The following is an 11201-nucleotide window of genomic DNA, read 5'->3' as shown; positions in this document are numbered from 1 at the left end:
CGTGCGAGAAGTCGGCCAACTCGTGCGAGAAGTCGGCCAACTCGTGCGAGAAGTCGGCCAACTCGTGCGAGAAGTCGGCCAACTTGAGCGAGAAGTCGGCCAACTCGTGCGAGAAGTCGGCCAACTCGTGCGAGAAGTCGGCCAACTTGAGCGAGAAGTCGGCCAACTCGTGCGAGAAGTCGGCCAACTTGAGCGAGAGCCCCGCCAACTTGAGCGAGAATCCCGCCAAATACAAAAAGGTTCCCCATCCGAAAAGGACGAGGAACCCGTGGTACCACCTTTATTAGCTGAAAAACAGCTCGCTTTGGCCATATCAAGCAATCATGCTCGATAGTGTCTCGTGTAACGATGAGACGTGATCGCCAAAGCCTACTGCAAACTTGGTTCGGTCCGGAAGCTCGGAAGTCCATTCATCTAAAGCACACACCGATTCACACCAGCCACCGGCTCTCTTGAGTGCAACAGATAGATTACTACTCTTCGTCTTTGCTTAATGTTAAATGAAATTATGCTAATCATCATAAGATTGTTCTGACAATTTGTCAAGAGGTTTTTGAAAAATAATTCAATAATGCTGTTTCAAACAGGCTATAATGTGCTATTTTAGATATATATGTTTCATATTTTCATACAAAAGGGAGTTCTGAAGATGCCAAAGAAAAAAGTCGGAATCATTTTTGGCGGCAAATCGGCTGAGCATGAAGTGTCATTGCAGTCAGCTAAAAATATTGTCGATGCGGTTGATAAAGATAAATATGAGGTTGTTTTGATCGGAATTGATAAACAGGGAAAGTGGCATATCAATGATAAATCCTCCTATCTGATAAACGAAGAAAATCCGACATTGATCCAATTAAATAAATCGAATGAGGCGGTCGCTATCGTGCCGGGCGAAACAGATCATCAGCTGGTAAAGGCGACAGACGCAGGGATGCTTGATCAGCTGGATGCGGTATTTCCAATCGTCCACGGCACGCTGGGTGAGGATGGCAGTTTGCAGGGAATGATGCGGATTGCGAATCTACCATTTGTTGGAACCAGTGTGTTGGGTTCAGCCATTTGCATGGACAAAGATATCGCCAAACGTCTACTAAAGGCTGCAGGTATTAATGTAGCAAACGGTGTCGCATTTTCACGTGCCAACCGGGACCAGGTTAATTTCGACTCGGTAAAAGCACAAGTGGGTGTACCGATGTTCATCAAGCCGGCCAATCAGGGGTCTTCTGTCGGCGTCAGCAAAGTCTCAACCGAAGTGGAGTTTGCTAAAGCAATTGATCAGGCGTTTCAGTACGATCAAAAAGTAGTGATTGAAGAAACACTTAAAGGGCGCGAAATTGAGTGTGCTGTTCTGGGAAATGAGGATCCAAAATCGTCTGTGCCTGGCGAAATTTTACCGCAAACTGAATTTTACTCATATGAATCCAAGTATATCGACGAAACCGGTGCAAGACTGGAGATGCCTGCTCAATTGTCGGAAGCGGAAGTTGAAAAACTGCAGAAAACGGCTGTTGAGGCATTCAGAACACTTGAGTGTGAAGGGCTGGCCCGTGTGGATTTCTTTTTGACCGAGGAAGGCGAAGTCTATGTAAACGAAGTCAATACATTGCCGGGGTTCACCCGCATCAGCATGTATCCGAAACTGTGGGAGCTAAGTGGTGTCGCTTATCCGGAGCTGATTGATCAGCTGATTGAGCTGGCAATCGACCGTCATCAGAATAACAGTACGTTGAAAAGTGCTGTATGGGATGAGGAATAATCGCAGAATGGAAGGCCGAAAGAAACACTTTCGGCCTTGTATAACAAGTGTACAATAACAGTCTACATTTTAGAAATACCACTAGCTAAAAAGCTAAATAATAAACTAATGGTTGTTAAACCAGCAACAGGCAGAGCAAAACCTTTATTATTTTTAAATTCATAAACAGATACGAACACACCTGCCACACATAACACGAGCCATACGGGGATAAATATCAAATCTGCCACATTCGTTGGTAATAAAGTGTAGAACCCAGTTAAGAAAAGCAACCAATTCAAAACCAACAGGACTAAAATTCCATATGAAACTTTTCGAGGTTCTGCCCCCTTCTTATTACTTTTACCAGCCATAAATGTTGGAACAACAAACATTAACAGTATAATCGCTCCTACAATTAACCCAATTATTAATGACAATGTGATTACTATCACCCCCTTTGGATTTGCGGTTTAGTTTTGGTATACAAGAGGGTGCCTTGATGCCCCCCCTAGTCTTTATTTCCTCTTTCATGATAAGTATTTAATATTTCCTCTACATTTTTTGACGCTTTTGGAGTTGAAATATAAGTATATTCTTCATTGCCGATGAACATTAGTATGAATTGTCCGGTTTTGTTTTGATATAAATGTAAACCTCTGCTTGTGCCATCTTCGTATATTATTTCCATATCATAAGTTGGTTTATCAATATCAATATTTTCTCTTTTTGCGCTCTTCATTAATTCTTGAAAAGCCTCTAATACATCGGGTTTATCTGTACTTAACCAGAAGTTTTCATTCAATCCTCCAAGTCCGGAAGAATTCGCTATATCAACATGTTCTATATGTTGGTTAATAGGCATTCCTTGTTTCGTCTCTTGATCTTTGCATCCCAATAAACCTGCTGTCGATACCGCCACCAAAATTAAAATAAAGAGTTTTTTCATAAAAATCAATCTCTTCCCTTACTATTTCTTATTTGAATAATATCTTAACATTGTGAAAGGGGTTATTATGACAAAATTAAACTTACAATCGTAGCTTTGGCAACTGTTTTTTATTTTTGTTCCAAGCCCCACATTTGCAGCATAATCTTTTACATATCTAGACTATGATGGAGATTCATTTTCAACATCAGGAACAGTTAGAATTCCTAAGGACCAAATTGAAGGAGCTGACTAAATTCAGCCAGCCTCTCTTATAAGCAAATAATTAATGCCTATGGTATAATACAGAATGGTTTTGCATATATGAGCAATATGCTGGTCTTTCATTTATGTTACAACTATTGTGATCGGTGCAATACATTAAAGCACCATGATAACAATCGCTTTTATAAAAATTAATATAGGCTTGTGGATTCCATTTTCTTAGGTGTCTATCGTCAGAATTAGGTCCATTAAATCTATTACAGTGAACCCAATCTCCAGGATAATACGTGTCGCCGTATCCTAACGTCCCAACTGCTTCTTTTTGTTTTTTATCCATGTTTTCAAACATTTGGCTGAGATTCTTTTCTACAATAACTTGATAGGTTCCATCTTCTTGTTTTTTAACTTCGTTCTTTTCTTCCCCGACCATTATTTTAATTGTTTCATTGTTGCTGTCTACGTCAAACGTTCCATTGTGTATGTCTTTTTCAACACCGTTCACTTGAAGTGTACCTTGGTGCCCTTCATGACTGTGATCATGGCCGTGTTTTTGGTTATATTCAAGCTCTTCAGGAACAGAAACATACAGTACAGGAATTCCATTCTCTAACTTCCATCCTTGTTCTTTCAGTATTTCTTTTTGCTTATTAGTAGCACTCTTCCAATCCATATCTTCTGCTGTGTACTTCAAAATGAGTTCCCCTTTTGGAATATCTGATCCTGAAGATGCGCTATCGTTGTGTTCCTGTGTAGAAGCTTCCGTTGTAAATGATGTGTTTAGTGACCAAAAAGCAAAACCAGCTACCAATGCTACAATTGCGACTTTTAACCTTTTAATAATAATTCCATCCCAAAATTTATTATTAAGCCGACTTCGTAGTTGAATTGATTTGAAATTAACAGATAATGCAAGATTAGGGTGTGGCGCAGATCATATTTTCTATATTTTTTGACAATTGGTAAAAAGTACCCAGCTAAACACCCATTCGCTGGCTTTACAGGGCGTCGTCTGGACAGTGATATCTGTAGAAAGGGGGATATAAGCGGAAAGATGGTAGTACCAAGAGAAGAACGAAGTATCAAAAGTCCATCAAAAAAGAGGCTGTGCCAGAACAGCCTCTTTCATTTGGTTTACCCTTCAAACGTGGTGAACTTATCCGCAGCTGATATGCGATCCTTTTTGGCGGGCTTCTCGTCAAAGTAACCAAGATGCAAAAAGCCGACAATCTTTTCATTCTCCCCGACATTCAGAATTTGCTTGACTTGCGCATCATAAATGTGTGAATTGGTTTTCCAGGTGACACCAAGCTGCTGTTCCCAGGCAAGTAGCCAAAAGTTTTGAATCATGCAGGCGGTCGCCCCAAAATTTTCATCCCATTGTTTTTGACTCTCCGGCTCATCCATTACAATAACGAGAAAAGCAGTCGGTTCACTGAGATATTCAAGACGGTTTTGCCGTCTATCTTCCGGGTAGGTGGCCGCTACTTTTTGGGCAAACGTCTCCGTCTGATCAGGTCCGATAAATATGAAACGCCAAGGCTGTCGCACGCCGTGAGTTGGTGCCCAGACGGCATCTTCCAAAAGTTCCATGACGGTCTCTTCGGTTACCGGTTTATTATTATAATGCTTCTTCACAGCACGCCGGTCACGGATCACCTGTTGCAATGCTGTTGGCCGCTTTGTCAATTCCATCAGATGTTCCTCCTTCTGGTCGCAATGTTTTTAATATATACAATCATAGTTGATAACTGTTTTCAATTATGATTGTAGCTGATAGGGATTCAAAAAGCAACGTTAATCAACCTCGAAAGCTCTTAAAGCACCATTCATTGAGCATTTTTGTTATACTTTAGGCAGAACTTAAAAGAAAAGGGAGGAATATCGAATGGATCAATTTATGGAGCGAGCAGTTGAACTGGCAGTTGAGAATGTCCGCAACGGGGGAGAACCTTTTGGGGCCGTTCTTGTGAAAAACAACAAACAGGTTGCTGAAGGTGTCAATGAACTGCATAAACGGTTTGATATTACAGCACATGCTGAGATTCAGGCGATGCGGAGAGCACAAAAGATGATGCATTCACATGAATTGAAGGGATACACCATGTATGCCAGTGGTGAACCGTGTCCAATGTGCCTGACGGCGATGTATTATGCAGGGCTTGATACGATTTATTATTGTAACGCGTCTGAGGATGCCGTTGAGGCAGGGCTTGGCAAGGCCAAAAGTATTTATGCAGAACTGCAAAAGCCGAAATCAGAGCGTCACATGGAAATGGTTCATATGCCGTTAAAAGATGGCCAGGAAGATCCGATGCAGTTATGGCAGGAGCGTACTTAATTAGCGGTGATAATGAACTGTTATATTCGCATGACATGATAAGATGGCGAATCTTATCGTTTTTCGAAAGGGGTATTCCAGTGAATGAACAAATCAAAAAAGCTTTGCTCCAGGCAGGTGACGATTCCAATATAAAAACAGCTAAACATGCGGTGGGCGGCTCAATCAATGAAAGCTGTTTTGCCGAGACTGATAATCAGAAGTATTTTATCAAATTTCATGCGGAGGCACCGGATCGCTTTTTTGAACTTGAAGCAAGAGAGCTGGAGCTGATCAGGGAAACAAATTCGATAGCCGTACCGGAAGTGTTTACGTATACAGATGAAAGTAACAGCGCATTTATTGTGATGGAATGGGTTAATGGGGCGCCGGCAGCGGATACAGACCGGAAATTGGGCGACCGCATTGCGGCCATGCATCAGACGTTTGGTAAAAAGCATGGGTTTGATGATGATACATTTATTGGAGCACTTCCACAGACAAACGGCTTGTTTTCAAGCTGGCTGGAATATTATCGGGATCAGCGGCTCGCTGCTCAATTAAAGATGGGCATCGACAAAGGCAGAATGACTGGTAAACGACGCGGGCGCATGGAAACGTTGCTTGAGGATCTTGGCAAGTGGATTCCTGATGATGCCGCCCCGTCTTATCTTCATGGTGATTTGTGGGGCGGTAACTGGCTGGCTGGTCCCGGGGGTGAACCATATGTGATTGACCCATCATTCCTTTATGGTGACCGGCACTTTGAACTGGCTTTCACTGAAGTGTTTGGCGGTTATTCCAGTGATTTTTACCGTGCTTATCAGGAGCGATTCCCGTTGTCACCGGATTATGATGACATAAAACCATTGTATCAGTTGTATTATTTACTTGTTCATTTGAACATGTTCGGTGAAGCATATGGACGCTCAGTGGATACGATTTTGAAACGATATGCCGGGTGAGTGAGCTGTCACAGTTTTGTCATAAAATATGCTAAAGATGTGCTGAAACTCACAATTTTCCCCTATAGTAAATCGTGTATGATGAAGGTACATGATACAAATTGGTGGGATAATCCATGACGTTCTATGACTTACTCGTTTTTATACATGTGCTATCGGCAATCCTGGGTTTGGGCCCCGGGTTCGTCATGATTTCCATTGTAACAAAAGCTGATACGATGACCGAGTTGCGGCATGCCTATGTTATCAGAAAACGGATACATATTTTTGTAATGGTGGGGGGAACTCTGCTATTAATAACCGGTCTTTGGATGGGGATGCTGAATCCTTATTTATTCAGTCAGGGTTGGTATGTTTTGAGTCTTGCATTATTCCTGATTGCACTTGCATTTGGTCCGCTTATTCTGTCACCAAGGTCGAAACCGATTAAAGCATTGCTGAAGGAACATAAGGGGGACAATATACCTGAGAAGTACCAAACGTTGGCCAAAAAGCTCTTTTTCTATGAACGGATTGAGAACATCATTTTTTTGATTGTCATCGTTTTGATGGTGTTAAAACCTTTTTAATGCGGGATATGACTTTAAAAAACCCCAGTCGTCCGGAACAAGAACAATCAACGATATTAACAAGGCGCACATGCTCGGGCTGTGCGCCTTGTTTAATTCAGTTACCTTATCCTAAATATTCCTCCAGCGTAATACCTTGTTCCATAATGTCAGTCGCAGCCTCCTCACCGACATATCTTAGATGCCATGGCTCATATTGGTATTGGGTAATATCTTCTTTTCCTTTCGGATAGCGGATGATAAATCCATACTCAGCAGCATGCTTCTTTAGCCATTTGCCTTCATCGGTTTTGCCAAATGCCACGGTTAATTTAAAATTAATATCCGGGCTGGTGACATCCATTGTCAAGCCGGTCTGATGTTCGCTCTCCCCGGGCCTTGCACTAACATTATTAGCTGCTTTCTCGCCGTGTTCCCGGACATTGGCGGCAAAAATAGCATCCTGTCTGTCGTAGGAGCGGTATCCGGACTGGGCGTACAGCTCAAGCCCCGCATTGTCTGCCGCTCTAAACATGTCTTCCATAGCTGTTGCGGCCACTTGCCGCATTTGTTTTTTCGGCAGGAAATCTTCAAACGGGAAGCGTACGTCTGGTACAACGAGATTGATAGGTTCAAATCCTTCTGGCAGCGCATGGTCTTTGTTGACAAGCACTAGGATGTCGTGTGGATTATTGATAGCATCAGAATTTTTGCCGGATTTTTCAAGTCCCGAGCCGGGCTCAATAGAAGCGTTGTTTTCCAGTGACTGCTTCAGCGCATCTTTTGTTGCATCATCATAAACACCGGTGACCGGGAGATTATCCTGCTGTATTTGGTAGTCTGTGACAGCCCATGTTGTCACGTCGTCATAGGTGCCGGTTGTGTCTATATCATAGCCGATTTGATTCAGGACGCCCTGCAACACTTCCACGGAATCATTCGAGTCTTTTTTTTGCAAGGATTCCTGTGGCAATTGGACCTGTTTACTGACCGATTCTGTCTTTTTCTCATTATCAGTTTCATCTTTTGGTGCAGGCTCAGCGGTTTGCTCATTTCCGGAAGCACCGTTACTGCAGGCTGTGATCAGGAACAGTATAGCAAACAGTGCTAGAGCGACCGTAAGACTTCTCTTGAGCATTAAATTCTCTCCTGTTCTTCGTTCTAGTTTCACCATGTTATCATAACACTCGTATTGGGGGTGGTCCATGACAAATCAGGAATTCCAGGGAAGCCACTGCAATTCATCAAACGTTTGATTGAAATAAGATGAAAGGCAGCAATGGGAAAGACTGGCGCACCGGCCAGCTTTTCATTATCGTTCGTTCGCTTCAAATAACCGGCAAATCTCAACGATGACGTTTGTCGCTTTCTCCATGTTATCAACGGATATATATTCAAACTTTCCGTGAAAGTTTTCCCCGCCTGTGAAAATGTTAGGTGTTGGCAATCCCTTGTATGAAAGTTGCGAACCATCTGTACCTCCGCGGACAGGCTTAACAAGTGGTGTGATTTCAACGTTTTCCATTGCCTCATAAGCGATATCCACTATATGTTTGACCGGTTCGATTTTTTTACGCATATTATAATATTGATCGTTCATTTCAATTTCCGCGGACGCTGCACCGTACTTGGCATTGATCTCTTCGGTGTATTGGCGCATTGTTTCTTTCCGAGCCTCGAAATTATCCGTGTCAAAGTCTCGAATGATATAAGATATGACGGTTTGCTCTACATTACCACTTATATTTAGCAAGTGATAGAACCCTTCATATTGTTCCGTGTGTTCGGGTGCTTCATGTTCCGGAACTTTCGTGATAAATTCGGCCGCCATTTTTCCGGCATTTATCATTTTGTTTTTGGCTGTGCCGGGGTGTACGCTATTGCCGTGGAATGTGACTCGGGCAGCAGCAGCATTAAAATTTTCATACTGCAATTCGCCTAGTGGTCCGCCATCCATGGTATAAGCGTATTCGGCAGCAAACCGGTCAACATCAAACTTATGTGGGCCGCGGCCGATTTCTTCATCAGGGGTGAAAGCAACGCGAAGTTTTCCGTGTTTGATTTCCGGATGGTCTATCAGGTAAGCCATTGCCGTCATAATTTCCGTGACACCTGCTTTGTCATCAGCGCCAAGGAGGGTTGTTCCGTCAGTTGTGATGAGTGTATGACCTTTATAACTCTGCAATTCCGGAAAATCATGAGCGGATAAAACAACACCCTTGTTTTTATTTAATGTCAGATCATGGCCGTCAAAGTTCTCGACGATTTGCGGGTTGACATCTTTTCCGGTGAAATCAGTTGCTGTGTCAACATGGGCCAGAAAACCAATCGTCGGAATGTTCTTCCCGGTATTGGCTGGCAGTGTTGCCATCACATAGCCATTATTAATCGAGACATCCTGCATGCCAATTCCCTTTAATTCTTCAACAAGCAGATTAGCCAATTCCAACTGCCCCGGTGTTGACGGTGTTGTGTCATTGGCTTCATTTGATTGGGTATCGATTTTGGCGTATCGGGTGAAACGTTCAATTAACTCTTGTTTCATAATGTCCATCTCCTTTGTCCATCTATCTTACCATTTTTGTCATCAGAAAATGAAGAATAATTCGTGCTGTTCATTACCTTTTCCATCGGTTAAAATAAGGAGTGAAAACCATGAACGTCATAAAATGAAAACAACACATAAGATAGGGAGGTTGCAGAATGTCTGTTGTGGTTAGTGATACATGGCTTAAGAAGAGATTGGAAAACGACTCGGAAAATACCGTTGTTGTGGATACACGCTTTGATTTAACAGATGCAGATGCTGGAAGAAAAGCCTATTTGGAAGGCCATATTCCGCAAGCGGTTTATCTGGATTTAAACAAAGATTTATCTGATAAGGCGGCAAAGCATGGGGGAAGTCATCCACTGCCCGACATGGAGATGTTTACTGCCAAAATCGGCAACATCGGGATTGACCATGAGACGACGGTTGTCATATATGATCAGCGGAATGACATGTTCGCTGCACGCCTGTGGTGGCTTTTACAGTATGCTGGGCATGCGGATGTCCATTTACTCGACGGCGGTTTTGAACAGTGGGTGAAAGCCGGCTATGACATCACAGCCGAAGTTCCGGCACTCGAAGCAAAAGAATTTAAGCCTTCGTTTCAGGACAAGGATGTAGTGGATATTGATGAAGTCCAAGAGAAACTGCAGAATCAGGCAGCAACACTGATAGACTCACGCTCGCAGGAACGCTATCTGGGCAAAACCGAGCCACTTTATATCAAAGCCGGTCACATTCCTGGTGCAAAAAACTTCTTTTGGAAGAATGTTTTTGATGAAAAAGGCCAGTGGAAAGGGACCGTGGAACTTGAAAAAAACTTCGGTTCATTATCCAAAGATGACGAGATCATCGTATCCTGCGGTTCAGGTGTTTCAGCATGCCCCAATGTGCTTGCCCTGAAAACAGCAGGCTTTGAAAATGTGAAATTGTATCCCGGAAGCTTCAGTGACTGGATTTCTTATGATGAAAATGACGTGGAAACAAAGGATGAATGAAAATGGACAAAACACGTTGCGAATGGGTAACAGACGATCCGATTTATATTGAATATCATGATCATGAATGGGGGAGACCGGTCCACGACGATCAGAAATTATTCGAGATGCTTTCTCTGGAAGGTGCGCAGGCAGGGCTTAGCTGGATTACAATACTTAAGCGCAGGGAAAGTTATCGAAAAGCATTTGATCATTTTGATCCTGAAAAAGTCGCTTATTACGATACTGACAGGGTTCATAAACTTATCCAGGACAAAAGAATCATCCGGAACAGACAAAAAATCGAATCCGTTATCACCAATGCTATGGCCTTATTAAGCATTCAGCGGGAATACGGCAGCTTTGACCATTATATTTGGCAATTTGTCGGCGGGGAACCAATTGTCAATGATTGGGCGGAGCATGCGGATGTCCCTTCGTCGACGGAAGAATCGGAACGAATGAGTAAGGATCTGAAAAAGCGCGGTTTCAAATTCGTCGGACCAACCATCTGTTATGCATTTATGCAGGCGACAGGGATGGTGAATGACCATACGCGGGGATGTTTTTTGCATCCCGTGAACTAATGGACAGGATAGATTGCATGCCACATTGTCCTAATGAACAGGAAGAAAATGTTTATGAGCAATATCCATTTACGATCGATATTGCATTTTCGGGTAATGATGGTACTTAGAGGTTGTCGGAAAAATCATGAAAAATTAAGTCTGATACGAGGCAAATATCCTGTCCAGTTGGGGTGTTTGCCTCTGATTTTATTATAACGTCAGAAAGTATAAATGATGGATGACCTTTTAAGAAAAGCTTCGGTATTCGCTATAAGACGAGGCGAATGCCGAGTTTTTCTAAAAAGATCAGAAAGTATATAATTTTTAGCCCTATTGATACTTCGTCGAATATTGCCACGTCCGGCTCTAGCACTAATGCTGTAGCGTGA

Annotated in this window: 13 protein-coding genes and 1 other annotated feature; of the genes, 6 read left to right on the top strand and 7 right to left on the bottom strand. The window is 42.7% G+C overall.

Features of this window, described 5'->3' with window-relative positions:
* On the bottom strand, positions 1-235 hold a 235-nt coding region (locus tag IEW67_RS16670; RefSeq protein WP_229671913.1), incomplete at its 3' end, for a hypothetical protein.
* 15 nt (positions 236-250) lie between these two features.
* Positions 251-496, bottom strand: a binding site (T-box leader).
* 153 nt (positions 497-649) lie between these two features.
* Here IEW67_RS16670 and ddlA point away from each other — a divergent pair.
* Entirely contained in the window at positions 650-1756 is a 1107-nt protein-coding gene (ddlA, locus tag IEW67_RS16665) for a D-alanine--D-alanine ligase (RefSeq protein ID WP_188634207.1), read from the top strand.
* A 62-nt stretch (positions 1757-1818) separates the two neighbouring features.
* Here ddlA and IEW67_RS16660 read toward each other — a convergent pair whose 3' ends face one another.
* The 4 genes from IEW67_RS16660 to IEW67_RS16645 form a co-directional block, all read right to left on the bottom strand.
* Positions 1819-2175, bottom strand: coding sequence for a hypothetical protein (locus IEW67_RS16660; protein ID WP_188634206.1), 357 nt, complete (start codon positions 2173-2175; stop codon positions 1819-1821).
* 71 nt (positions 2176-2246) lie between these two features.
* Positions 2247-2684: a hypothetical protein gene (locus IEW67_RS16655; RefSeq protein ID WP_188634205.1), complete on the bottom strand. Its 438-nt coding sequence runs from the start codon at positions 2682-2684 to the stop codon at positions 2247-2249.
* Positions 2685-2949: 265 nt separating this feature from the next.
* Positions 2950-3579 carry a hypothetical protein gene (locus IEW67_RS16650; protein WP_188634204.1) on the bottom strand — a complete coding sequence of 210 codons (630 nt, stop codon included), beginning with the start codon at positions 3577-3579 and terminating at the stop codon, positions 2950-2952.
* A 440-nt stretch (positions 3580-4019) separates the two neighbouring features.
* The gene (locus tag IEW67_RS16645) at positions 4020-4580 is read right to left on the bottom strand and encodes a nitroreductase family protein (RefSeq protein WP_188634203.1); all 561 of its coding nucleotides are present in this window, start codon (positions 4578-4580) and stop codon (positions 4020-4022) included.
* A gap of 193 nt (positions 4581-4773) precedes the next feature.
* On the opposite strand from IEW67_RS16645, the gene IEW67_RS16640 reads away from it, so the two are divergent.
* The 3 genes from IEW67_RS16640 (at position 4774) to IEW67_RS16630 (ending at position 6739) form a co-directional block, all read left to right on the top strand.
* Positions 4774-5226 carry a nucleoside deaminase gene (locus IEW67_RS16640; RefSeq protein ID WP_188634202.1) on the top strand — a complete coding sequence of 151 codons (453 nt, stop codon included), beginning with the start codon at positions 4774-4776 and terminating at the stop codon, positions 5224-5226.
* A gap of 80 nt (positions 5227-5306) precedes the next feature.
* Entirely contained in the window at positions 5307-6170 is an 864-nt protein-coding gene (locus IEW67_RS16635) for a fructosamine kinase family protein (RefSeq protein WP_188634201.1), read from the top strand.
* Positions 6171-6286: 116 nt separating this feature from the next.
* Positions 6287-6739, top strand: coding sequence for a DUF2269 domain-containing protein (locus tag IEW67_RS16630; RefSeq protein ID WP_188634200.1), 453 nt, complete (start codon positions 6287-6289; stop codon positions 6737-6739).
* Between the two features lie 106 nt (positions 6740-6845).
* Here IEW67_RS16630 and IEW67_RS16625 read toward each other — a convergent pair whose 3' ends face one another.
* Both IEW67_RS16625 and pepT read right to left on the bottom strand, forming a co-directional pair.
* Positions 6846-7856, bottom strand: a complete 1011-nt coding sequence (locus IEW67_RS16625) for a D-alanyl-D-alanine carboxypeptidase family protein (protein ID WP_188634199.1) — start codon at positions 7854-7856, stop codon at positions 6846-6848.
* 174 nt (positions 7857-8030) lie between these two features.
* Positions 8031-9263, bottom strand: a complete 1233-nt coding sequence (pepT, locus tag IEW67_RS16620) for a peptidase T (RefSeq protein WP_188634198.1) — start codon at positions 9261-9263, stop codon at positions 8031-8033.
* A 158-nt stretch (positions 9264-9421) separates the two neighbouring features.
* Here pepT and IEW67_RS16615 point away from each other — a divergent pair, with 158 nt between their 5' ends.
* Positions 9422-10264 (top strand): sulfurtransferase, encoded by an 843-nt coding sequence (locus IEW67_RS16615; RefSeq protein WP_188634197.1) that lies wholly within the window; start codon positions 9422-9424, stop codon positions 10262-10264.
* Positions 10265-10266: 2 nt separating this feature from the next.
* A complete protein-coding gene (locus tag IEW67_RS16610; protein ID WP_188634196.1) occupies positions 10267-10830 on the top strand; it encodes a DNA-3-methyladenine glycosylase I in 564 nt (187 codons plus the stop codon).
* The last annotated feature ends 371 nt before the right edge of the window (positions 10831-11201 follow it).

The sequence above is a fragment of the Lentibacillus kapialis genome (genome assembly GCF_014646635.1).
Taxonomy (GTDB): Bacteria; Bacillota; Bacilli; order Bacillales; family Amphibacillaceae; genus Lentibacillus; species Lentibacillus kapialis.
Note: the sequence above shows the minus strand (reverse complement) of the source record. Positions and strands in the feature narration are given on the sequence as shown.

Bases quoted from the DNA above. Each gene is read 5' to 3' on its own strand.
- IEW67_RS16610 (WP_188634196.1), top strand. From the start codon at position 10,267: ATGGACAAAACACGTTGCGAATGGGTAACAGACGATCCGATTTATATT.
- pepT (WP_188634198.1), bottom strand. From the start codon at position 9,263: ATGAAACAAGAGTTAATTGAACGTTTCACCCGATACGCCAAAATCGAT.
- IEW67_RS16645 (WP_188634203.1), bottom strand. From the start codon at position 4,580: ATGGAATTGACAAAGCGGCCAACAGCATTGCAACAGGTGATCCGTGAC.
- IEW67_RS16655 (WP_188634205.1), bottom strand. From the start codon at position 2,684: ATGAAAAAACTCTTTATTTTAATTTTGGTGGCGGTATCGACAGCAGGT.
- IEW67_RS16625 (WP_188634199.1), bottom strand. From the start codon at position 7,856: ATGCTCAAGAGAAGTCTTACGGTCGCTCTAGCACTGTTTGCTATACTG.
- IEW67_RS16630 (WP_188634200.1), top strand. From the start codon at position 6,287: ATGACGTTCTATGACTTACTCGTTTTTATACATGTGCTATCGGCAATC.
- IEW67_RS16640 (WP_188634202.1), top strand. From the start codon at position 4,774: ATGGATCAATTTATGGAGCGAGCAGTTGAACTGGCAGTTGAGAATGTC.
- ddlA (WP_188634207.1), top strand. From the start codon at position 650: ATGCCAAAGAAAAAAGTCGGAATCATTTTTGGCGGCAAATCGGCTGAG.
- IEW67_RS16615 (WP_188634197.1), top strand. From the start codon at position 9,422: ATGTCTGTTGTGGTTAGTGATACATGGCTTAAGAAGAGATTGGAAAAC.